The sequence below is a fragment of the Larkinella insperata genome (assembly GCF_026248825.1).
Lineage (GTDB): Bacteria > Bacteroidota > Bacteroidia > Cytophagales > Spirosomataceae > Larkinella > Larkinella insperata.
The window spans coordinates 3,875,723-3,898,244 of the sequence record NZ_CP110973.1; the positions used below are offsets into that span (position 1 = coordinate 3,875,723).

General features: G+C 54.8%; 18 protein-coding genes. 7 read left to right on the forward strand and 11 right to left on the reverse strand.

The window, feature by feature from the left end:
* The first annotated feature begins 9 nt into the window (after window positions 1-9).
* The 7 genes from OQ371_RS15535 to OQ371_RS15565 all read left to right on the forward strand — a co-directional run bounded on the left by OQ371_RS15535 (window position 10) and on the right by OQ371_RS15565 (window position 5,852).
* Window positions 10-1,116, forward strand: coding sequence for a FecCD family ABC transporter permease (locus OQ371_RS15535; protein ID WP_265989003.1), 1,107 nt, complete (start codon window positions 10-12; stop codon window positions 1,114-1,116).
* A 65-nt stretch (window positions 1,117-1,181) separates the two neighbouring features.
* Complete coding sequence (locus OQ371_RS15540) at window positions 1,182-2,021, forward strand: heme ABC transporter ATP-binding protein (RefSeq protein ID WP_265989005.1); 840 nt, start codon at window positions 1,182-1,184, stop codon at window positions 2,019-2,021.
* A gap of 12 nt (window positions 2,022-2,033) precedes the next feature.
* Complete coding sequence (locus OQ371_RS15545; RefSeq protein WP_265989006.1) at window positions 2,034-3,071, forward strand: hemin-degrading factor; 1,038 nt, start codon at window positions 2,034-2,036, stop codon at window positions 3,069-3,071.
* Between the two features lie 125 nt (window positions 3,072-3,196).
* Window positions 3,197-3,424, forward strand: a complete 228-nt coding sequence (locus tag OQ371_RS15550; protein WP_265989007.1) for a hypothetical protein — start codon at window positions 3,197-3,199, stop codon at window positions 3,422-3,424.
* Between the two features lie 33 nt (window positions 3,425-3,457).
* The gene (locus OQ371_RS15555; protein WP_265989009.1) at window positions 3,458-4,063 is read left to right on the forward strand and encodes an HmuY family protein; all 606 of its coding nucleotides are present in this window, start codon (window positions 3,458-3,460) and stop codon (window positions 4,061-4,063) included.
* A 27-nt stretch (window positions 4,064-4,090) separates the two neighbouring features.
* On the forward strand, window positions 4,091-4,447 hold the full coding sequence (locus OQ371_RS15560; protein ID WP_265989010.1) for a DUF6686 family protein: 357 nt from the start codon (window positions 4,091-4,093) through the stop codon (window positions 4,445-4,447).
* A 253-nt stretch (window positions 4,448-4,700) separates the two neighbouring features.
* A complete protein-coding gene (locus tag OQ371_RS15565) occupies window positions 4,701-5,852 on the forward strand; it encodes a hypothetical protein (RefSeq protein ID WP_265989011.1) in 1,152 nt (383 codons plus the stop codon).
* Window positions 5,853-5,937: 85 nt separating this feature from the next.
* On the opposite strand, the gene OQ371_RS15570 is transcribed toward OQ371_RS15565, so the two are convergent.
* From OQ371_RS15570 to OQ371_RS15620, 11 genes are all read right to left on the reverse strand, one after another.
* Entirely contained in the window at window positions 5,938-7,308 is a 1,371-nt protein-coding gene (locus tag OQ371_RS15570; protein WP_265989012.1) for an HmuY family protein, read from the reverse strand.
* Window positions 7,309-7,356: 48 nt separating this feature from the next.
* Window positions 7,357-9,633, reverse strand: a complete 2,277-nt coding sequence (locus OQ371_RS15575; RefSeq protein ID WP_265989013.1) for a TonB-dependent receptor — start codon at window positions 9,631-9,633, stop codon at window positions 7,357-7,359.
* A 228-nt stretch (window positions 9,634-9,861) separates the two neighbouring features.
* On the reverse strand, window positions 9,862-11,190 hold the full coding sequence (locus OQ371_RS15580; protein WP_265989014.1) for an agmatine deiminase family protein: 1,329 nt from the start codon (window positions 11,188-11,190) through the stop codon (window positions 9,862-9,864).
* A gap of 219 nt (window positions 11,191-11,409) precedes the next feature.
* Complete coding sequence (locus tag OQ371_RS15585; RefSeq protein WP_265989015.1) at window positions 11,410-12,699, reverse strand: sensor histidine kinase; 1,290 nt, start codon at window positions 12,697-12,699, stop codon at window positions 11,410-11,412.
* A 142-nt stretch (window positions 12,700-12,841) separates the two neighbouring features.
* On the reverse strand, window positions 12,842-14,227 hold the full coding sequence (locus OQ371_RS15590) for a sigma-54-dependent transcriptional regulator (protein WP_265989016.1): 1,386 nt from the start codon (window positions 14,225-14,227) through the stop codon (window positions 12,842-12,844).
* Between the two features lie 115 nt (window positions 14,228-14,342).
* Window positions 14,343-15,497 (reverse strand): ABC transporter permease, encoded by a 1,155-nt coding sequence (locus OQ371_RS15595; RefSeq protein ID WP_265989017.1) that lies wholly within the window; start codon window positions 15,495-15,497, stop codon window positions 14,343-14,345.
* A 90-nt stretch (window positions 15,498-15,587) separates the two neighbouring features.
* Window positions 15,588-16,832 (reverse strand): ABC transporter permease, encoded by a 1,245-nt coding sequence (locus tag OQ371_RS15600; RefSeq protein WP_265989018.1) that lies wholly within the window; start codon window positions 16,830-16,832, stop codon window positions 15,588-15,590.
* A 61-nt stretch (window positions 16,833-16,893) separates the two neighbouring features.
* A complete protein-coding gene (locus OQ371_RS15605; protein ID WP_265989019.1) occupies window positions 16,894-17,556 on the reverse strand; it encodes an ABC transporter ATP-binding protein in 663 nt (220 codons plus the stop codon).
* A 12-nt stretch (window positions 17,557-17,568) separates the two neighbouring features.
* Window positions 17,569-19,029, reverse strand: a complete 1,461-nt coding sequence (locus OQ371_RS15610) for a TolC family protein (RefSeq protein ID WP_265989020.1) — start codon at window positions 19,027-19,029, stop codon at window positions 17,569-17,571.
* Window positions 19,026-20,306, reverse strand: a complete 1,281-nt coding sequence (locus OQ371_RS15615; RefSeq protein ID WP_265989021.1) for an efflux RND transporter periplasmic adaptor subunit — start codon at window positions 20,304-20,306, stop codon at window positions 19,026-19,028. Before OQ371_RS15615 ends, OQ371_RS15610 begins: the two co-directional genes overlap by 4 nt.
* 188 nt (window positions 20,307-20,494) lie before the next feature.
* On the reverse strand, window positions 20,495-22,504 hold the full coding sequence (locus OQ371_RS15620; RefSeq protein WP_265989023.1) for a S9 family peptidase: 2,010 nt from the start codon (window positions 22,502-22,504) through the stop codon (window positions 20,495-20,497).
* Between the last annotated feature and the right edge of the window lie 18 nt (window positions 22,505-22,522).

A 22,522-nucleotide genomic window follows, 5' to 3' on the forward strand; every position in this document is an offset into this window, starting at 1 on the left:
CAAACGCTCATGCAAACGGACCTGCAACCTGCCCTGACTTCGACACCCGCCCGACCGGTTTCTCCGACTGGTCCGTCGCGCAGCCGGGGCTGGTGGCTGAATGGGGCGCTGGCGGTTCTGCTGCTGCTGGTGATGATCTGGTCCGTGGGAATCGGTGCGGTGTCCATCCCGGTGCCGGATGTACTGGCGATTCTGTTCAAGCAGATCGGGTGGGAAATCGGAGCCGCTGAAGTCCAGCAGGAAACCGTCTTGACCGTTATCCGGTTGCCGCGGATTTTGCTGGGCGTGCTGGTGGGCGGGGTGCTGGGCATTTCGGGCGCGGCCATTCAGGGCCTGTTTCGTAATCCACTGGCCGATCCGAGCCTGATCGGAATTTCGTCGGGAGCTTCGGTGATGGCCGTGCTGATGATTGTTTTGCAACTGAAAATTTTCCAGCAATTATCGTCTCTATCCGGCTTGTATGCCTTGTCGCTGGCGGCTTTTGCCGGGGCGGTGGCAACAACCCTGGTGGTCTACAACCTGGCGCGCCGGGACGGCCGGACCGTGGTTTCAACAATGTTGCTGGTTGGTATTGCCATTAACGTGCTGTGCGAAGCCCTGCGTGGACTGATGATGTACCTGGCTGATGAGGCCCAACTCCGGGCGATTTCCTACTGGAGTCTGGGTAGTCTGGGCGGGGCAAGTTGGGAAGTGCTACAGGTTGCCACGCCGTTTTTACTGATTCCGATTTTGCTGATGCCGCGGCTGAGCAAACCCATGAATGCTTTTGCGCTGGGGGAAAGTCAGGCCGGTCATCTGGGAGTGGACGTATCGAAACTAAAGCGAAATGTTGTGATTCTGGCGACGATGGGCGTGGGCGTAGCGGTGGCGGTTTCGGGCGTGATCGGTTTCATCGGACTGGTGATACCGCACGTAATCCGGCTTATTGCCGGGGCTAATCACCGGACGGTCCTGCCGGGTTCGGCCCTGTTCGGCGCCATTGTGCTGACGCTTTCCGATCTGGTAGCCCGCACCATCGTGGCACCCGCGGAATTACCGCTCGGCATCATTACCGGAATGATCGGGGCGCCCACGTTTTTGTTCATGCTCCTACGGGGGGCGGGCAACCGGGCGTAGTGACAGGAATAGAGTAGCGGCAGGCGGGGAGCGGAGTTAAAACGGAGCCTTAATCACTAAGAACAATGCTGGAAGCACAACACATAACCCATCAGATCGCCCGGAAAATTTTGCTGGACGACGTGTCGCTGGCGGTCAGGCCGGGCGAACTGGTGGCGGTGGTCGGCGCCAACGGAGCCGGGAAATCGACGCTGTTGAAGACCTTTAGCCGGGAACTAACGCCCACGAAAGGGCAGGTGGTGCTCGGCAACAAACCCATCAACCGGTTTTCGGCCCTCGAACTGGCCCGGCAGCGGGCGGTGCTGGCGCAGCAGAATCCGCTGGCCTTCGAGTTTACCGTCTACGAACTGGTGATGATGGGCCGGTATCCGCATTTTGAAGGCCACCCGCGACCCGAAGATATGTCGATCGTCGATTTTGCGCTGGAACGCACCGGCATTACGCAACTGGCCGGCCGGTCGGTGCCAACCTTGTCGGGCGGGGAGCAGCAGCGGGTTCACCTTGCCAAGGTGCTGGCCCAGTTAATGACCAGTGACGAAATTCAGCAACCCCACGCATCGATTCGGCAAGCGAAATACCTGCTGCTGGATGAACCGACAACGGGCTTGGACCTGTACTACCAACACAGCCTGCTCGATGTAGCCAGTGAACTAACCCGGCGCGGCTACGGCGTAGTGGCGATTCTGCACGATCTGAATCTGGTGATGCAGTATGCCGATAAAGTATTGTTGCTGAAGGAGGGCCGGGCTTTGGCGTTTGGGAAACCCATCTCGGTGCTGACGACAGACGCCATTTTCAGCGCGTTTCATTTATCCGTTCAAATTCTCCACCAGCCGGAGCTCGATTATCCGCTGATTATCCACAACCGACAGACCGTTCCTGTACCCGCATCTACTCATCTTTAGCCATTAACGATAATGACAACAACCGTTCTGGATCTGAAAAAACAATACGCGGCTTTTAAGGCCGAAAACCCCAAAGTTCGCATCCGCGACGCGGCTCAGCAACTGGGCGTGAGTGAAGCCGAACTGCTGGCCACGGGAGTTGGCGAAACCGTTGTCCAACTGGAGGGAGACTTCCGGGAATTGCTGAAGGAAGTGCCGACGCTGGGCTACGTAATGGCCCTGACCCGCAACGAAAGCGTGGTGCACGAACGGAAAGGCGAGTACAAAGATGTTTCGTTTAACGGCCACGTGGGGCTGGTGCTGGGCGAAGACATTGACCTGCGGTTGTTTATGCACAGCTGGAAGTTTGGGTTTGCCGTCCACGAAAACGACCGCAAGAGCCTGCAGTTTTTTGCGGCCGACGGGGAAGCGGTTCATAAAATTTACCTGACCGAAAAAAGCAACGAGCCGGCCTACGACGCCATCGTGGCAAAATACCGGGCGGAAAAACAGGACGGTGTGCTCGACATCGAGCCGAAACCTGAAGCACCGGTACTGACGCCGGACGCCGAAATTGACGTGACGGCTTTTCGGCAGGCATGGCTGGATTTGAAAGATACCCACGAATTTTTCGGTATGCTGCGGAAGCATAAGGTGTCGCGCCTGCAGGCCATGCACCTGGCGCCGGAAGGATACGCTCTGCCGACCACGATGGAAGCCGTGAAAAGCGCGTTTGCCGAAGCCTCCAAAACGGCCCTGCCCATCATGATTTTTGTGGGCAACCGCGGGGTGATTCAAATTCATACGGGCGAAGTGCGCAAACTGGTGCCGATGGGTCCCTGGTTCAACGTACTCGACCCGCAGTTCAACCTGCACCTGCGCGAAGACCACGTCGCGTCGGCCTGGGTGGTGAAAAAACCGACCACTGAAGGAATCGTTACCAGCCTGGAGCTGTTCGATGCAGACGGTAACCAGATTGCCCTGATCTTTGGGAAACGCAAGCCCGGTATCCCGGAGAAAACCGAATGGCGCGAAATCATTACCCAGACGGCTCTGGCGGCAAACGCATAGTTTTTTTACGCTATCGGCTTCCCGATGCATCGGGAAGCCGATAGCAGAGCGTAACCATTTAAATAACTAGACGGCCGGTTATCTTTCGTTTGTTTAAATGATAACAGTAGCCTGAGCTCAACACCGTGAACGTGCTGGTTTTTCGAACAAACATCAATTCCGCGCAGCGGCTCCACAAGGCGGCTTGCCGATTGTGCAAACTGCGGAGCATCTGCCGCTGGAGCGTTGACATGGAAGACCGGGATTGCGTATTACGGATTGAAACACCGACGGATTCGACGAATCCCTACAGCGAACAGGCCATCATCCGCTTGCTGACCAAAGCCGGTTTGCAATGCGAAGTATTGACATAGGAAAACATTAAACCAGACGCAAGACCGTACACCGTGAACCAATTCGCTATCCTCCTAATCAATTTACTCATTGGCGCATCCGGGGCATACCAACCCGCTCGGGCGCAGGCGGTAAAGGTGGAAACCATCAACGACCTGCCCGCCGATCCGGCCAACAATGATCCGCAGTCGGGCCGGCCACTGGGCGCTGCCAACCGGTTTACGTTTTTCAGCCTGAAAGACGGCAAACAAGTCGCCAACAGCGATTCGGCTACGGCAAAGTGGGACATCGGCTTCCGGTCAACAACAATCATCGTCAACGGCGGTACCGGCCGGGCGGGGAAGGGGGGCGCTTACCTGCACAACGGAACTTTTGAAAGCCTGACTACGGTGCCCGAAAACGCCCCGTTCAGCGTCGATCAAAGCCTGAATCAACTGGCTATTCCGACCGGTTCGGGCAACGGCTGGTACACCTACGGGGGCGGAGTGATTTCGCCGACGCCCGAAAAAGTACTCGTGATCCGAACGGCCGACGGAAAATACGCCAAGGTGGAAATCCTGAGCTACTACAAGGGCGGACCCGACGGGCCGGGCAGCGAAAGCCGGTATTACACCTTCCGGTATGCCTACCAGCCCGACGGCAGCAAGAAACTCGACTAACCGATCTATATCCACACCTTCTTCATTATGATTGACCGCGACGCTTATTTTATCACGCTAACCCAGAACGAACACGGCGAAATTCACCTTTGCCGGGGTTGCAAAGCCAATCTTAGTTTCCGGTTTAATAACATTTTTCAAATTATGTCGCCCGCGGAGTTCAGGCAACTGTTCTTACACGTAGAGTCCATCGACATCGACGGCTTTTTTGGCCTGCCGATGACCGATTCCTGCGGAGAAGCCCGGCGGCTTTACCTCGGCACGACCGTCGAACCCCTTTATTTTTGCTTTACCCGCCCGGAGCTGGAAAACCTGCGGGGGCTGTTACATGCCGCTATGGCGCGGCTGAGCACGCTGGAGAAAGCATGGACCGAACTGAACTAATGCCTCTGCTGGTCCGGCGCTACGCCGGTGCCGGTAGCTACCGATAATACAGTAAAAGCTATAGTGAGTAGGATGGAAAAAGCAGTGTCTTTGACGCTGCTTTTTTTTATTGAACAATACATCAAAACTTTGTGCGTACTAGTTAATAGAAGAAAGGGACGATCAGACGGGAGAAAAGTGGTCCGTTGGCGGTTCAAACCGACCGGATGTGGCTTTTGGTTTCGGGCTATCGTCTTAACCGCTAAAAATTATTATGAGTCAATTGTATCCATTCCGGCGAACGGCTTTGTTATTCACCACCGGCCTCGCCCTTGTGCTGGCGTCCTGCGCTGAACCGCAGGACGAAAATCTCAAACCATCCTTTTCCATTCCGCTCGTCTACGACAGTGTTGGGTACCGATTCCACAGCGAATCGTTGAAACCCCTCATCGACCAGTTGGCGGTGCTGAATCAGGAAGTAGAAAAGGGCAATCAGGGGGGCGTTTATGTCTCGGAAGAGTCGCTCAATGCGGCTTTCACGCAGGGAACGTTTAGTTTGCAATCGGTTACAACGCCGTATTACCAGAGCCGTCTGCTGGCCCAGAACAACGGTTATTTTGCGGAACTGTCGAAAGCCAGCGGCTCTTATTTCAATCCTTTCAGCCGAAACTGGGAGGGCGGGGTCTATAACGCACTCTTGTTTGACGAATACGGACTGGAAACGGGCCAGTTGATCGAGAAGGGCCTGTACGGCGCGGCCTTGTACAATTACGCCATATCGCTGACCGAAGGAAAATTTACTCCGGCTACGGCCGATCAGATGCTGTTTCTGTACGGGGCCGATCCTATGTTTTACAACAGCGACAACACCACCTTGTATTCAAATGCCGACCGGCGAATGGCGGCTTATGCGGCCCAGCGCGACAACGGAAGCGGTACGGGATTATACAGCCAGACCCGTCAGGAATTTATCAAGCTGAAAGCCGCCCTGAAAGAAGGAGAGGATTACAACGCCTACCGCGACGAAGCGCTGGCGGCCATCAAACTCAATTGGGAGAAAATCAACGCGGCAACGGTGATTTACGACCTGCATGAAGCGGTTTTACGCCTGAATTCGGGTGATCTGAACGATGCACAACGGGCGGAAGTGATGCACCTGGTGAGCGAGGCCGCGGGCTTTCTGCACGGCTGGCGGACCATTGACGCCCGGCACAGAAAAATAACCGATGGCCAGATCGACCAGGTACTGGAACTGTTGAATGTGCCCTACGACCGGTCGGCTGCGGTTTACCGCTTTGTTACCAATGCGGGGGAGGAATTGCCCAAGCTGATGAAAGCCGTCGGCAAAATTCAGGGAATTTACGGTTTTACAAACGAAGAGGTGGAAAGTTTCCGGCGCAATTACGTCGCGGATCAGGGGCGGTAAGCGGTTTTGATCGGTCGACCTGGAAAGGGCAAACAAAAAGCGGGCAATCGGTTTAATGGATTGCCCGCCCGTGCCTGTACTTAACTTACGCTTTCTTAACCAGTTTGTATTCGATATTCGGATAGCCCCGCACCCCGCCGTCGGCCGAGTGGAAGTTCAGGAATTTAAGCTTGTAAACATTCCCGGCGGCATCCTTGATGACGTAGAAGCGATCGGTTCTGACACCGACGGTTCCGGTCGTTGCCCGCCAGCTGCTGCCAATTACGTTCCGCTCGCCCTTGAACGTCGTCGTTGCCATGTTGCTTTCGCCGTAATTGTCGTACGAAACCGTGCTGGTCAGCACTTCTGCCGCCTGCACCCCCGCCAGGTGGTTGATGAACACCAGATCGGAGAACGAATAGGGGAATGTGGCCGTGTAATACAAGCTGTAAGTCCACTGAAGGTCCCAGTTTGCTTTGGCCGGTTCAACGTCCGCGGCTCCTTTATCCACCGAAACATACTTGAAATTGTAAGCGGCATCTTTCGCAACGTCCAGCGTTTTAAACGTGGTTTCGTTGATGCCGGCGTATTGCAGCGTGTAACCGGTACCTTTCCGCAGCACCCGGATTTTGATCAGGTTGGCCACGTTCGGAACCTGCCCCGAGCCACCCACGCGGCTGACCACGTAAACCTTGTTGTCGGCGTCGTTGGCCGCCACTTCCGCGATGGCGGTTTTGGTCAGGTCGCCCTGCACGTTGTCGTACAGCTTGAAAGAGCCTATTGCTCCGCCCACAGCCAGGCTATCGGCTACCACGTCTTTGGCGGTTACCTGCGCCAGATCGGTTTTGTTGACCGGCCAGACCGATGCCCCGCTCGTGTTGTTGACGATCACCCGGAAGGCGTCACCGCTGTAGAAACCAAAATCCCAGCTTGTACGGGCCACAGACTTCTGCGAGTTGTTACTGAAATCGACAAATACCGAGTTGGCGGCAGCCGCTCCACCTTCCCCTCCTTCAAGTTTCATCTGTGAACCCGTCGAAACGATGGACGAAAACTTCAGCATCAGGTCTTTTTTCTCCCCAACCAACACCGGGCTGGCGGCCGATTTGATGCTAAACTTGATTGACTCCGTGCCGCTCAGAAACAGATTGGCGCCTTTGGTTACTTTAAAGGAACCCGTACTGCTGCCCGCCGGAATCGTTACCGTCAGGCTGTTGTTGGTAGCGGCCGGGGCGGTGGAAAACTGCGTTCCGTAAGCAATTCCCGTGGGGGCCAGATCAACCGTGATGGCGGTATTGGCTTCGGCGGCCCGGCTCAGGGTCAGTTTAATTTCAGTATCGGCTTTGTCTGATTCAAACCCCTGTTCGGTGGCTTCAAATTGGGCGAGGTTGTCGGGTAGTGGCGGATCGTCCTGCTTGCAGGCATTCAATACCGTGGCAAAAGCCAGCATGACAATCAGTGAGCGTACTTTTTTCATGGGTGTATTGGGATTAAAAGGGACTGTGTATTGGGTTGAAAGAGGAAGTTATTGTTGGCTCCATTGGAAGTTCAGGCCGAGGAAGTACGAACGCCCGTAGCTCAGCGGCACCGCCCCGCCCGTGCTGTGGGAGCCGCCTACGTCGCCCGAGGTGTTGTTCAGGCGGGTCACGTTGAACAGGTTTTTCACCCCGGTGTTCAGCGTAAGGTATTTCGTCAGGGACTTATTAACCGTGAAATCGGCCCAGTGATAAGCCGCGGTTTCGGCCAGATGAATGGTCGCGGTACCTTCGCTGTTCATCAGCGTCTCGTAGATGGGCCTTCTGCCGGTGTATTTATAAAAGAAGCTGACCTTGGTATCGATCTTTTGCAGGTGATACGTAAGGTTCGAGTTGACTTCGGGCGACCAGACAAACGCCGGCAGCTCCCTGTCGTTTTCGTTCAGGCTGTTGTAGCGGCCAACGTGTGAGAAGCCGAGCGTAAACTGGAAGTTTTTGGCGTTCAGAGTATTGTTCAGCGTACCGCCGGTGGTTTTAAACCGGTTGATGTTGATCGTCATCATCACCCCGGGGCTGGCCGGGTCATAGCCGTAATCGATGAGGTTATGAAAATCGTTGTAAAAGCCGGTCAGGGTAGACGTCAGTCGGAGGGTCGGGGTGGTGATGGAGCGCCAGGTCAGCGAACCGTTGAAGCTGTTGGAGTATTCGGCTTTCAGGTCCGGGTTTCCCTTGATGGAGTGGCTGGCGTCGAAGAAGTTAAAGTAGAGTTCTCGCAGGGCCGGGGAGCGAAAACCGCGGGCATAGGCAAACCGCAAATCCGTGTTTTTATGCAGCACAACCTTGGCGTTCAGCGACGGAATGACCGGGGGCGCGTCGTACACCGAATTTTTGATAAACCGCAGCCCGGGGCGCAGCGTAATGGTCGAAGTCGGTTTCAGTTCCGAGGAAACAAAAACGGCGTAGTCATTGATGGAGGGCGAACCCAGAATCCGGGCACCCGATGCGGCATCCAGGTTGATGTCAACGCCCGGCTGGAACGAAACCGCGTTGGAAACCCTGTACTGGGCCGTTGCCCGGAAAATTTTGGTATCGAAGAGCGACAAATCCTGCTCGCCCGCGCCCAGCGAGAGCGTCCGGCGGCCCGTGTTCAGGTCAATGTTGGTTGTCTGGGTCCTGCGGCTGTAGTCAGTGTACGACAGAATCGCGTTGATTTGCCATTGTTCGCTGGCCTTCCAGTCGCTCTGGAGCTGGTGGGTAAGCCGGCCGGTGATGTAGTTCTGATCGCGGGCCTGGTTGGTATTGATGTTGGCGGGGCCCATCGCGTCGATGGTTTCGTTCAGCGCGTCCAGCCGGTACCAGATGGTAAACGCTTCGTTCCGGTAGCCCAGCTTCACATTGCCCAGCAACTGCTCTTTCGGATGCCAGTCTTTGGCGCGGGTGGTTGAAAGGCCCCGCCAGCCGCCAAACCCGTTGTGGGTACCACCGACGTACGCATTCCAGCCTTTCCGCTGCCAGGTAACCCCCAGATTTTGATTATGAACGCCCTGGCCCGTCAGCGGACGGTATTCCGTGCTGGCGGTTTCTTCCTGAAGACGGGCGGTCACCGAAAGCCGTTCCTGACCCGGCTTTTTGGTAATGATGTTGATGATTCCGGCCAGCGCATCGGTGCCGTACGAAACCGACATGGGTCCTTCGACGATCTCCACGCGCTCGATGGTGTTGATGTCGATCTGGTTCAGGCTTTCGCGGGTATCCCCCCGGTCGACCATCGGAACGCCGTCGAGCAGAATCTTCACGTTCCGGCCCGACATGCCCATCAATTGAATGTCGGAGGTGCCCAGAACCAGGTCGTTGGAAAACCGGATGCCCAGTTCGTTGTTCAGTACGCTAATCAGGTTGGTGGCACCCCGCAGTTGAATCCGTTCGCGGTCGATGGTCCGGATTTGATAGACCGACTGACGCAGGGACTGCGGTTCGTACTGGCCCGTTACGACCACGTCGTCCAGTTGTCGGCTTGCTTCCTTGAGGAGCAGGGGCTGAACGGTGACGGTTTCGCCCCCTCTGACTCGGACGGGAAGCGTCTGCGATTCCAGGCCGAGCCGTTGAACCACCAGCGTATAACGGCCTTCGGGGACCTCCAGGCTATAGGAGCCGTCCGCTTCCGAGGAGGCACCATACCGGGTATCTTTCAGCAGAATAGTTGCCGCCATCGCCGGTTTGCCGTCGGCCGTAAGCGCAGTTCCCCGAAGTTTCCCGGTGGGAGTCTGCGCGAGAACAAACTGATGAATTAGTAAAAAACAGCCCGTCAAGAGGTAGTAGTGTCTCATTGCAGCGCACCCTTTTTATTATTTAGACTTAATAACTATTCTTATTAAGACTGATTATAAGTTAGGCAAAGGTACGACTTCATCCGAGCAATGCTAGAATTGATCTGGCTTTTTGAAAAAAATTACCAAAAGGTGATTTAGGCCGATGGACCGTAAAAAATATTACCCGATCGACTGACCGGGCAATGATTGTAGGTAAACTCTACTTAAAACACTGATTGATTTTTACTAAAGTGCGGGTACTTGCTGGGTGATGCAGTGCATACCGCCCCCGCCCACCGTAATGGCGTCGGCATCCAGTTGCTTGACTTTTCGGGTGGGGTACAGGCTTTTGATCAACTGGTTAAATTCCTCGTCTTTTTGCTGCAAACTGGCATCCCGACCCGGTTTATAGAATTTAGGAATCAGCACGACATCGTTCGTAACGACGTAGTTCATGTAACCCGCAGCCATGACAAACTGGACCGGGCTGCCGTCCGTCGGGAAGTGCTGGATTCCTTTCATTTCTTTCAGCGACTCGTACATAACATCTCCGGCATTCAATTCGACCACAATCGGGCTGGGCTCCGGGGCCCGGATGATCGTGAGCGGTTTGCCGTCCTGATTCGTTTCGTGGGACAAAATCTGGTAGGCATCTTCCAGCGCCTGGTAGGATACCTGGGTAAACGGATTTCCGCTGGCGAGCTCGGAAGCAGGCACCTGCGGGAGCAGCACGGTATGGTCGTCAATCCAGGACACCATCTCGTCGGCATGCCACACGCCAAAGTTGAAATAAGCTTGACCGTTGAACAGCTTGGGCGACTCCAGAACCGGATGCGAATCCGATGCGGTATTTTCGTTCAGAAAAATAACCTTTTTCAAATTAAAAACCCGTTTCAGTTCGGCTTCGATCTGCGACAGCGTCAAGCTCGGGTTGCTGGCCAGCAGGGACTTTTTGACGGCAATAACCGTTCCCTTGCCGTTGAAGTGCAGGTTTCCGCCTTCGGTAATCAGCGTGGAGCGGAGAACACTAGCTCCTTTGGCCGCCCCCGTGCCCAGCGAAACGTCGTTGTCGAGCTGGTAAATGGCGTAGCTGGCGTCGGGGATGTACTCTTTCGTCCGGTAAGCGTCGAAATCGAAGTCCACGACCTGATAGCCCCCTTTTTTGTTTTTCATGAATGTACCGCCGGTGTCCCGGATCCAGAGATCGCCGTGGGAAACCGTATGAAAGTGAATGGCCGTGTCAATGGCAGCCTGCGCAACGCCCCGGCTGATCAGCGCCGTTTTTAGAGCATCAATGTCTTCCGGCGAGTTGACGGCATAATCCACTTTGGTGGTTGTGGGCAAAATTTCCTTGATCATTTCGGCCTGAACGGCAAGCATCGAAAGGCCGTTTTTGTAATCGACCGTCGGCGCGGATAGCCAGACCGACGCCAGGGGCTCAAACTCGGCGGGCATGTAAAAAGCCGCATCCGGGTCGGCGCCGGGCCCCGTCGGATCGACATGGTCTTTTAGGCAACTGGATAAGGTAACTGCGAGGAAGGCAACAAGGAATAGCCAAAAAGGTATCCGTTTCATGTCCATTAACTGATTTGTTGTGAGGTTTACTTGTAAATGACCTCACAAAACTATCCGCTCAGATCACACCGGGCGGACGGGCGGCTGAACAAGGGACGAAAACGGCGGTTGGCTGCCTAAAAAGACGGACTAAGGGGATAACTGAGCGAACGGTTGACGATGGGGCAGAAACAGTGTAAGCCGGTCGCCCGGAGTTAGTTTGGGCTGACGACTTAATTGTTACCAGACAATGGTAAACTCGGTCCAGCCGTCCGGGTTGGTTTTTAGCGAGAACGGAAAGCCGTGGTTAACCAGAATGTCGCGGGTCAGGGTCAGACCGATGCCCTGGCCGTCGGGTTTGGTGCTGAAGAAGGGGTTGAAAAGATTCGCTTCCAGGTTGGGGCTGATGGGTTGGCCAGTGTCGCGGACGACGAGGTGGGTGCGGTCAACCACCACTTCAACCAGTTGGCCGGGCGTGCAGGCTTCGAGGGCATTTTTGATCACGTTGACCAGCACCTGCTCCATCTGCGCGGGATCGACCGGCACCTGAATGGTATCCGCTGGCAGTTCGTATTGCAGCGTAACGCCTTTTGCGTCGGCCTGGGGCTGCATCAGCCGACCCACGTTGCGGGCCATTTCGGTCAGGTCGGTGGGGACTTTCTGCGGCTGGGGCAGCCGCACGACGTCGGCAAACCGGCGCATGAAGAGGTTTAGGCGGTCGTTGCGTTCAATGGCAATCTGGAGCGCGTGATTCACATCCTGCTGTTCGGGCGCGTCGACGTACGTTTTGGTGACGTTCAGGATGGAGTTGATGGCACCAATGGAATTGTTGACTTCGTGGGCCATCATCCGGATCACCTTGCTGTAGGCTTTCTTCTCCGATTCCAAAATTTCGCTCGTCAGTTCTTCAATCAGCATGAAATCGCGCCGGAAGCCGCGGTCCATGAAGTGCGAACGTTGCACCCGGTAGGTTTCAATGCCGTTGCCTTTCAGGGTGCGCGTTTCGGGATCGTTAAATTCCGTCAACTGGTTGAGCAGCGGGTGATCAATTTCGGATAAAAGTCGGCCCTGGAGCTGCTCGTTTGTTTGTTGCAGTAATGCCGTGGCTTTGGGGTTGGCCGATGCAATGCGCCGGTCAAAATCAAAAATAAGGGTGGCGATGGGGGAGGCTTCGATGAGCTTTTCCAGAAAAAACTGCTGTTCCATTTGTTTGGTGCGTTCCTGCCGAAGCTGGTCAATCATCAGGTTGTACACGTCAATCAGCCCATCGACTTCGCGGTTGCCGGTCGGCACAAATTTGATCGTAAAGTCCTTTTCCTTAATGGCTTCGATACCGGCCGAGATAAATTGCGACGGCTGCCCGAACGCCTGGTAAATCTGAATGGCAATCCCCGCTGAAACCAGTACCAGCACTTCCGAAACGATAAAGAGCACTTTGTTTTCCTGAAGCCATTTAAAAATCAGAAAAATCAGGGCCGCGTGAACGGCGACAATGTACAGCAGGTAGTTCGTTCGAAGGGATAGCTTCATAAATCGTCTTGATCGGACCGCGGCACGGCCTGGATTACACGGCTGAAAACGGTCGGTACGGGCCGTCGCGGAGTTAACGAAGATGCCTCAACCGCCAGGCATTCTAGTTACCTCCTTAATCGGTGGAATCCAAGGCCAGGTATTAAGAATCGGTGGTATACGGGATGCCATACTTTTCCAGGCGTCGGTAGAGCGCAAAACGGGTAATGCCCAGCGCCCGGGCAACCTTGGAGACTTTGTTGTTGTAAAACTCCATCGCCCGCCGGATCATCTGGTACTCCAGTTCGTCCAGCGTAATGGTGCCAACCTCGGGCAGCGGACGGAGCGGCTGTGCTACGGGCGTAGCCGGAATGTGTTTCTGGAAGTCGCTGATTTCCAGATCGTCTTTGCTCGACAGGAGAACTGTGCGTTCGACAATGTTTTTGAGTTGACGGATATTGCCCGGCAGCGCCAGCGTCTTGACCCATTTCAGGGCCGCCGGGGTTACGGTTAGTTTGGGCCGTTCGTAAATGGTTTTCAGGTTGTTAACGAAATAATTTACCAGGGGCGGAATGTCGTCCGGGCGTTCGCGCAGGGCGGGAAGTTTGACGGTAATCAGGTTGATGCGGTATAACAAATCTTCGCGGAACGTGCCTTTCGCGACCATTTCCTCCAGGTTGCGGTTGGTGGCGCAAATAACCCGTACATCAACGGTTTTGCTCCGGCTGCTGCCCAGCGGCTCAAACGTGCGGTCTTGCAGAACCCGCAGCAACTTGACCTGGCTCGAAAGGTCCAGATCACCGATTTCATCCAGAAAAATACTGCCTTTGTTGGCGAGTTCGAACCGTCCGACGCGGTCGGATTTGGCGTCGGTGAACGCACCCCGCAGATGCCCAAACAGTTCGCTTTCGAACAAAGTGGAGGAAATACCGCCCAGATTGACCTTGACAAACGGTTTGCTCCGGCGTCGGCTGTTCTGATGAATGGCTTCGGCAATCAGTTCCTTACCCGTTCCGCTTTCGCCGGTAATCAGCACCGGGGCGTCCGTCGGGGCCACACGTCCGATGGTTTCCAGAATGTCAAGCAAATGCGGGTCTTCCCCGACGATGTGCCCAAACTGGTACTGCTGGTCGAGTTTCCGGCGGCCTGTCGACCGGGTTTGGGTGGTCTCTGCTGCCTGCTGGTTCAGGTTGAGCAGCGTCCGGACGGATTGCAGCACGTAGTCGTTCTGCCACGGTTTGGTAATGAAATCCTTCGCTCCGGCTTTCATGCCCTGCACGGCCAGGTCGATGGTTCCCCAGCCCGTGATCAGAATAACCGGGATCGTCGGGTAACCGGCGCGGATGACCTTCAGCAGTTTCAGGCCTTCCTCCCCGGAAGTTTCGATGGAAAAGTTCATGTCCAGCAAGATGAGCTCGGGCGTTTCGGCTTCGAGCGCGGCCAGGGCCTGTGCCGGGTCGGAGGCTGTTTGCACGGTAAAGCCGTCTCTCCGCAGCAGGAGAGAAAGGGAGGTTTGTACGGCAATATCGTCGTCGATGATCAGAAGCATAGCGTAAAGTTATTTCGCAGAGTTAAGTAGAGAAAATCAGAGTTGAGCAGAGGGGCATTTTTTCTCTGCTCAACTCGTTTACCTCCGCTAATCTCCGCGGAACAGCTTAAGATTTTTATTCCTCATGCAATGCCACCGCCGGTTGGATGTAAGCGGCCTGGCGGCTGGGGAGGAGGGCGCAGAGGGTGACAATACCGTAGATGATCAGCACCGATACCACGATGGCCGTCAGGTAGATGCCTGCTTCCATATCAAAGACGTTCAGGAGCGGGAACTGGGCAGCAAAGAGCAGACCGATCAGCAGACCAAACGTTGCCAGTACCCAGATTTCGCCGATGAACTGCCGGGATATTCCGTTGCCCGTTGCGCCCAGCGCCCGGCGTAAACCGATTTCGCCCCGGCGTTTGGCGATGCTCAGGTTTAGCACACCAAACAGGCCCAGGGCTACGTTGATGAGCAGGAAACCGCTGACGATCAGGAAAATGATGACGGGTACGAGCGTCAGGTTGTGTTTGTTTTTGCGCGAATCCGTCAGGTGATCCACTTCCACGCTCCAGCCCGGCACCATCGACGTGATGTCTTTCACAATTTTGGCTTCAAACAGCGCGTCGGTTCCGGGTTTAACGCGGATGACCAGGGTCCGGTCCCACGGGTTTTTGGCCTTCAGAAGTTCAAACACAGCGGGTTGGTCGGCCATAAATTCCCCCCGCGATTTAAAGGTGTTGACCACCCCAACAACTTTGAACCGGGTGCTGATAATTTTTCCCAACGGGTTCTCGTCGCTAAACAGCTCTTCCCGCGTCTTTTGATTGATGACAACCGGTGAATACTTGCCCACACTATCGGCGCTTCGGTACCAGTGCCCGGTGGTTACGGGGATGTTCATGGTTTCGGCAAAGTGTTCATCGGTGGTAAAGAAGTCCGCCATGATGTGCTTTTTGTTGTAATCAATGCCGTTGTTCATCTGGCTACCCGAAAACGGAAAGTTACTGCTCATACGGGTGGCGGATTCAACTTCGGAGTAGCCCTTCAGGCGTTGCAGAATTCGCTGCGTTTTTTCGGCCACCTCGACGGTGTCCTGGTTGTTTCCCAGGCTAAGCGCCCAGCCGTTCTGGTATTCAAAGCCCAGCGGCTGGGTGTAATTCCGGACGTTGTAAATGATCAGGGAGGTGAGTCCGAACAGGACGAGGAACGAAGCCCAGATCTCGACCAGCATCAGCGCGTGGCTTTTCTTCTTGTTCCAGATGAGTTTAAACAGGTGACGGATCATGGCCATTTTCAATTTTGAATGATCGAATAAGTGCGTGGTCGAATGAGTCTGCGTTTGTATTCACTCATTTGATCAGGCGCTCATTGAGGATTAGGATTTCAGCGCTTCAGCGATGGTTAGTTTCGACATCCGCAGGGCGGGCGCAACCCCGGAAAGAAGCCCGAAAATCAGGCAGACCAGGATGCTGACGGCAAAGACGTTGAAGTTGATCGTCAGGTCGGCGTAGGCAATCCATCCGCTGTGGTTGATCAACTGGATCACGATCAGGGTCAGCACCAGGGCGATGGCTCCGCCGATGAACGTGATGAAGATGTTTTCGACGATGAATTGCCACAACAGGGTCCGGATTGGAGCACCGAAGGCTTTTCGGATGCCGATTTCAGATGCCCGTTCCATAATCCGGCTGACATTGACGTTGACCAGATTGATCGCCGGAAGGCCCATCAGCATAAACATGATAAAAACCACGATGCCGAAGAAAATGGCTTTCAGGCTGGGGTTTTCACCAAAGGTTTTCACGAAGGAATCCAGATACGGTTCACAGCCTACCTCCAGGATGCCGTACTTAAAGCCGTCCTGCACGCCGGGGAGCGGGATTCGGCGGATGCCGCTTTGGAACTCGTCCTGAATGGCTTTGAGATCGGATGGGTCGCGGGCCAGTATCATGGCAACAAAGTTGCCCCGGTAGCCGGTATTCTGGTAGTTGCTTTTCGGAGCGGTATACGGAAAATAGACGTCGCCATAGGTAAAAAGCCGCGTAACGGGACTGCCCCGGACCACGCCAATAACCCGGTAGTGAACATTTTCGATCTCGATATCCTTCCCAACTGCTGGTTCGGTTGGATCGTCAAAGTATTGCCGTTTAAAGTCGTCGGTGATAACGACCACGTAATCGCCGTTGGCAATGTTCTGCTCGTTAAACGGTTTCCCTTCCAGAAACTCAAATTCGGTAACATCCCAGAAGTCCGCGTCGGTGTATTTCGTATTCAATTTGATTTTCCGGGAGCCCGAGTAGGCGTTGGACGTGCTGAAAAACGAGCAGATGGTCACTTTTTCCGGCGTTTTCAGGGATTTGGCAAAGTCAGTCAGGAATTTAAAACTCATGGGGCCCATTTGCCGGGAAGTCCGGCCCGAATCGGTCATCATCATTTGCTGGATGTAAAGCGTGCGATCCCGCTTGGTTTCGGGGTAGTGGGTTCCGAACAGGTGGTCCAGAAACGACGTCAGCACCATCAACACCGTCAGGGTCAGGCTGATGCCGAAGAGCGTAATGAAGGTGTAAAACGGATGCCGCAGGAGCACCTTCCAGGCAATTTTTATGTAATTAGCTAGCATGTTAATTCCGAGTGAGTGAATGACAGGATAAGCGTTACTCTTTTACTCGATCATTCAAATTTTATAAAACCTGTGTTCCGTCGAAAAGCCGGATGAGCCGGTGGGTGCGTTTGGCCATGCTTTCGTCGTGGGTAACCATCACGATGGTAGCGCCTTCGTTGTTAAGCCCCTGCAGGATGTTCATGATTTCGTTGCCCATCGCGCTATCGAGGTTCCCGGTCGGTTCGTCGGCCAGGATGATTTCGGGATTGCCAACGATGGCCCGGGCGATGGCGACGCGCTGTTTCTGACCGCCCGACAATTGCTTTGGAAAGTGCTTGATGCGGTTGCTCAGGCCCACTTTTTCCAGGGCTTCCTTGGCGTACGTCTGGCGCGGTTTGCCGTTGGTTGCCCGGTACAGCAGCGGTATTTCCACGTTATCGACCACCGATAAGTCGTTGATCAGGTGAAAGCTCTGGAAAATAAAACCGATTTTCTGGTTGCGCAGGTGGGCCAGTTCCTTGTCGCGGTACGAAGCCACCCGCTGCCCGTCCAGTTCCACGGTTCCCTTCGATGGTTCGTCCAGCAGGCCCATAATGTTGAGCAGGGTAGACTTTCCGCAGCCCGATGGCCCCATGATGGAGACGAATTCGCCCTTGCGGATGGACAGGTTGACGTTGTTCAGCGCCAGCGTTTCAATGCTGCTGGTGCGGTACACTTTTTCGATGTTTGTGAGGTTGATCATCGTATTTGTCGGCTATTTTATCTTTTCGTTTCGTTCAAAATCGTACAGCGTCAGCAGGCGGATGGTGTAGAAAGCCGTCCAGTAATCCCGCAGCGCCAGAATGGCGTCGCGCCGGGCGCGGTCCTTTTCCTGCATCGCAATACCGAGGTCTGTTACGCTCAGGTCGCTCAGGATAAACCGGTTCTGGGCAATCTGATACCGTTCCTGTCCGATGCGGTCGGCCTCGGCGGTCAGCTTCACCTGTTGCTGCAACATCTGGAGCAGCGTCACCTGCGTGTAAATGGCCTGCTCAAACGTCAGCTTGTCCTGCTCAACCGACTGGGTGGCTAGTTGCTGGTTGGCCTTCGCGGTTTCGGTCCGGGCCTGGGCGCGCCCCCAGGTCATGATGGGCAGCACAAACTGGATCTCGAAGTACTCCCGATCCTGCGGACGGATGTACACATCACCCAGATGAGCGCCCCGGTTCGAGAGGCCAAACGATGCATTCAGCGTCGCATTCAGGCCGTTGTCTTTACGGGCTTTGTCGACATCGCGCTGCGCTTCCAGAATTTTGCGCCGGAACGCAATGGCGTCCGACCGGTTGCTAAACGCTTCCTGGAGAGCCTTTTTGACATCAATGGTCAGTTCCACGATCTGGGTCGGCACGGCCAGTTCGAGCGTCTGTTCATTGCGGTATCCCATGTAGGACCGCAGCCGCAGGGAAGCAATTTCGGCATTTTGCCGGGCCGACGCGTAATCTTTCTGGGCCGTCAGCACGCTGAGTTGCAGTTGCAGCAGGTCGTTTTGCGAAATCTTGCCCAGTTCCAGCTTGTGCCGCGCAATCTTGTAGAGTGTGTCGGTGTTGTTCAGGTTTTTTTCGGCAATTTGCAGGTTCACCTGGGCCACCAGCAGCTCGAAGTATAAACCCGTAGCATCAACGGTTACCTGTTCCATCGCTTCGATGAACTGCTGGTTACTTTCGTCAAATTTCAGCGGTTCAATCTTACGGTCCCACTTCATGGCGTTGAACTGAAACAGGGGTTGCCGCACCCCGACGGCAAACGGAATCCCGTTATAGAGCCGGTTGTTGCGCTGAAAATCATCGAACCGCTGGAGCTGTTTCTGCACGAAAACCGACCCGCCCGTCAGCGCAATGTTTTGGCTCAGTGCCAGATTCAGCACGGAGTTGTTGTTGGAAATCGGCTGAAAGCTGATGGTGCCGTCCGGCTGCGTAACTTCGGTAAATGACCGCTCAAAGCTGGGCAGATAGCCGTCCAGACTCAGTTGAGGCCGGAAGCCAGCCAAAAACGTGCGGTATTGCCAGTAGTTGGTTTGCTTCTGCGTGGCCGCCTGTTTAGCCGCAATTGACTGGGCCTTTGCCATCTGCACCACGTCTTCCAGCGTCACGTGCTGCGGTTGGGCAACGGCGGGAAGTGGTTTGAGCAGGAAATGGGATAGCAAACCAATCAGCAGGAGTAGCTTTTCAGTCTTCATGGTTGATTGGATCTCAGTTCCTGAGTGCTGTTGTTGATGGTAATTTCCTGCAAGTGCTCGTATTCGCTCAGGTCGGTAATGATCACTTTTTCGCCCGGCTCGATGCCTTTCTTTATTTCGACAAAATCGAAGTTCGATAGGCCCGTTTCCACCTCCCGGCGCTCCGCCACTCCCTGCTTGGTCTGTACGTAGATAACCTGCCGCTTTTTGCCTTTGAAGGCCGGACCGTTGGCTACCCGCACGGCTTTGCCCGTACGGTTTGTCACCACAAACACCTCCACTTTCATGTTGGGCCGCAGCGATGAGTGCCGGTTGTCGTCGAGCTGCACAACGAACTGTACCACTCCGTTTTTCACCGACGGTTTTACCTGCGTAATGGTGCCGCGCAGGTTGCTTTCGTTGACTTTCACGATTACCGGCAACCCCGTTTTTACCTGATCGGCGTACACATCCGAACACGAGCCCTCAACCCGGAAGCTGCCCAGATCGGCCAGTTTGACCAGCATTTCGCCTTCATTGACCGCCGATCCAATGTTTTCGTTAACCCAGGTCAGCACTCCGGGCCGGTCGGCGATGATGTTGGCCTGGGTCAGTTTGTGATCCAGTTCTTTCAGGTTTTTTTCCTCAATCTGCGCCTGTAAGGTGGTTTCCTTCAGGCTGGCGCTCATCGACTGGCGGTTGTAGGTGAGGTCATTTTCGAGCTTTTTCTTTTCGAGTTCGGCAATGTGAAGGTTGTTTTCGGCGCGGGTCACGTCTTCCTGCGTCCGACCGCCTACTTTCTGCAATCGCCGGGTATCTTCCAGTTCGGCTTTCAGCCGGTTGATGTTGAGCGACTTGATCTGATCGTCGGCTTCGGCGTCGAACAGGTTTTTGTTTAGCTTCATTCGCAACTGTTCAATGCTGTTGCGTTTAAGTGCCAACTGATCCTGCATTTTTTCGTAGTCGATGAGGGTCAGCGATTTGTCGAGGTCAAGAATGGCCTGGCCGGGGCGGACCTGCGTACCGGGCGTAAGCAAAACCCGCCGGATGCTGGCGCGAATGGGACTGGTAATAATCTGTTCGTAGGCCGGAATGACTTCCCCCGTGGCGTTGAGGGCGTTTTCGACGGGACCAACCTCCGCCGTTGCCGTCCGGATGCGGTCGGCTTCGACGGAGGTTTTTAATACATTCCGAAAGAGGAAGATCGCGATGGCTGCCCCTAACAGTCCTACCAGTGCGATGGTGTAGGTTTTGGTGCGGCTTCGTCTAACGATTTCGGGAGCGAGTTCTCTGTCCATTAGCTTGTTGTTCTGTACCAATGGAGTTTCAAACGCCATGCCAGTAGTTAATAGTCAGTAAGACAGAGTGTTACATGTAAGGGCAAAAGGTGAATGTGTGCGGTTTCGCACGGGTTGTGCGGGTTTGCACCACAAAACGAAAGCCCCGTACCGGCGGGGCTTTCGTTTACAATCTATACCGTCTTTTTTTACTTTTTCTCCGCCAACTGCACGGTTTTAACATCCACGGTAATCTCTTTCAGCCGCTTGGCGACGTTTTCCGGCATGGATTCCTGGTAGCGTCCGCCGAGGTGTTTGGCCAGGAATTTTTCGGCGGCTGCCAGCATGGCCATGTTGTTAACGGGTCGCTGGAAGCCGTGGCCTTCGTCGGGAGCGCAGATGTATTCGACCGGGTAGTTCCGCTCGCGCAGGGCAATGACAATCTGATCGGATTCGGCTTTGTTGACGCGGGGATCATTGGCGCCCTGTACCACCATCAGGGGCGTTTTGATCTTATCCGCCGAATTCAGCGGGGATTGTTTCATTAGTTGGGCCTTGCCTTCGGGCGTATTCGGGTCGCCCATCCGTTCGTGGAACGTTTTCCGGACGGAGGCCCAGTAAGGGGGAATGGTGTTTAGCAAGGTAATCAGGTTGGACGGCGCCACGATTGCCACACCGGCTGCGTACACATCGGGCGTAAAAGCAACGCCGGCCAGCGTGGCGTAACCGCCGTACGAACCGCCCATGATTCCGACTCGTTTCGGGTCGGCAATCCCCTGCTCAACCAGGTATTTCACCCCCCACGTGATGTCATCCTGCATTTTCTGCCCCCACTCCTTGTTGCCCGCGTTCAGGAATTGTTTGCCGTAGCCGGTTGAAGCCCGGAAATTCATCGACAACACGGCGTACCCGCGATTGGCCAGAAACTGGTGGTAAGAGTTATAACCCCAGTAATCCCGACCCCAGGGACCGCCGTGGGGTACCACAACCAACGGCAGTTTCTCCGGGTCCATTCCTTTGGGCAAGGTCAGATACGCCGGAATCTCCAGACCATCGGACGACCGGTAACGAATGGGTTTCATGAGCGACAGGGAACTGATGGGCAGCTTCGGCCGGGGCCGGTACTGGAAGGTCAGCTCCTTGGTTTTACGGTCAAACAAAAAGGTGGCTCCCGGGTCGGTGTCGCTCGTGGCGGATAGCAGCCAGAACCGCTCGTCGGCTGTTGAAGAACCAAAGTAAACATCTATGCCGGGCAGCTTCTGATCGATGACTTCCTTGTAATCTTTTTCAAACGACTTGTCTTTCCAGTACCGGCGCATCCGTTCATCCTCGTAGGTCGTGTAAATCGGTTCGTGCGTGACGTCCGAAAGGGAAAGTCCGCCGAAATCAACCCGCTTGAGCGGATCTTCTTCCACAAAGCGTTCCTTCATGGTCACGGGGTCCAGCAGGAGGAGTTGTTGCAGATTGCGGTTTCCCTTGTCGGTGGCCAGGTAAATCTTCTTGTTGTCTTTGGTGAAGGCGATTGGATAGCTGGTTTCCGTTGTGGCCGAGCTGTAAATTTTGGTCAGGCCAGTTTCATCCACCCGCAGAATCTCGTTGCTTCCATCTTCGGCCGTGCGGGTGGCTAGCCGGGGCTTATCCGCCCAATCGAAAACCCAGCCCGTAATTTGGTCGGTGTTTTTGCGTAGAAGTTCTTTCTCGCCGGTGGCAATGTTGAGTTTATAGAGGTCGTGCCAGGCTTTTTCGCGGTCGTTCAGGCCCACGTACAAAATGTTGGGGTCGGTTTTCGGAACGTTGTAAATGTACACCCGGACGCCCTTCAGATTGGTCAGGTCGCGGGCTGTCGGCACATCCTGACCGGCTTTCAGCGATTCCGCGGGATTGACGGCGTAAACGTTGAAGTTTTCATCGCCCCCCTTATCCTGCGAAAAAAGAAGGTATTTGCCGTCCCGCGACCAAAAATAGCCGCGGATGGGGCGCGTCGTATCGGCCGTCATCGGTTTGGCGGCTTCAAACGGTTCTTCCCGCTTTTTCACCCAGATGTTACGGGTTCCTTTGTAGGGTTTGATAAAAGACATATACGTCCCGTCGGGCGAAAGCTGGGCTCCCGTAATTTCCGGATCGCCAAAAAAGAGTTGCCGGTCAATGACCGCGGGCATCTGCGCCACGGCTGACGAGAAAACGGCAAAAAAGATGACGAGGAAGGATAGCTTTTTCATAGAAATGTAGCTGTTTAA

What these genes read in the sequence shown, in the direction of transcription:
- OQ371_RS15535 (WP_265989003.1), top strand. Translation starts at nt 10, where the DNA reads ATGCAAACGGACCTGCAACCTGCCCTGACTTCGACACCCGCCCGACCG.
- OQ371_RS15540 (WP_265989005.1), top strand. Translation starts at nt 1,182, where the DNA reads ATGCTGGAAGCACAACACATAACCCATCAGATCGCCCGGAAAATTTTG.
- OQ371_RS15545 (WP_265989006.1), top strand. Translation starts at nt 2,034, where the DNA reads ATGACAACAACCGTTCTGGATCTGAAAAAACAATACGCGGCTTTTAAG.
- OQ371_RS15560 (WP_265989010.1), top strand. Translation starts at nt 4,091, where the DNA reads ATGATTGACCGCGACGCTTATTTTATCACGCTAACCCAGAACGAACAC.
- OQ371_RS15565 (WP_265989011.1), top strand. Translation starts at nt 4,701, where the DNA reads ATGAGTCAATTGTATCCATTCCGGCGAACGGCTTTGTTATTCACCACC.
- OQ371_RS15570 (WP_265989012.1), bottom strand. Translation starts at nt 7,308, where the DNA reads ATGAAAAAAGTACGCTCACTGATTGTCATGCTGGCTTTTGCCACGGTA.
- OQ371_RS15575 (WP_265989013.1), bottom strand. Translation starts at nt 9,633, where the DNA reads ATGAGACACTACTACCTCTTGACGGGCTGTTTTTTACTAATTCATCAG.
- OQ371_RS15580 (WP_265989014.1), bottom strand. Translation starts at nt 11,190, where the DNA reads ATGAAACGGATACCTTTTTGGCTATTCCTTGTTGCCTTCCTCGCAGTT.
- OQ371_RS15585 (WP_265989015.1), bottom strand. Translation starts at nt 12,699, where the DNA reads ATGAAGCTATCCCTTCGAACGAACTACCTGCTGTACATTGTCGCCGTT.
- OQ371_RS15590 (WP_265989016.1), bottom strand. Translation starts at nt 14,227, where the DNA reads ATGCTTCTGATCATCGACGACGATATTGCCGTACAAACCTCCCTTTCT.
- OQ371_RS15595 (WP_265989017.1), bottom strand. Translation starts at nt 15,497, where the DNA reads ATGATCCGTCACCTGTTTAAACTCATCTGGAACAAGAAGAAAAGCCAC.
- OQ371_RS15600 (WP_265989018.1), bottom strand. Translation starts at nt 16,832, where the DNA reads ATGCTAGCTAATTACATAAAAATTGCCTGGAAGGTGCTCCTGCGGCAT.
- OQ371_RS15605 (WP_265989019.1), bottom strand. Translation starts at nt 17,556, where the DNA reads ATGATCAACCTCACAAACATCGAAAAAGTGTACCGCACCAGCAGCATT.
- OQ371_RS15610 (WP_265989020.1), bottom strand. Translation starts at nt 19,029, where the DNA reads ATGAAGACTGAAAAGCTACTCCTGCTGATTGGTTTGCTATCCCATTTC.
- OQ371_RS15615 (WP_265989021.1), bottom strand. Translation starts at nt 20,306, where the DNA reads ATGGACAGAGAACTCGCTCCCGAAATCGTTAGACGAAGCCGCACCAAA.
- OQ371_RS15620 (WP_265989023.1), bottom strand. Translation starts at nt 22,504, where the DNA reads ATGAAAAAGCTATCCTTCCTCGTCATCTTTTTTGCCGTTTTCTCGTCA.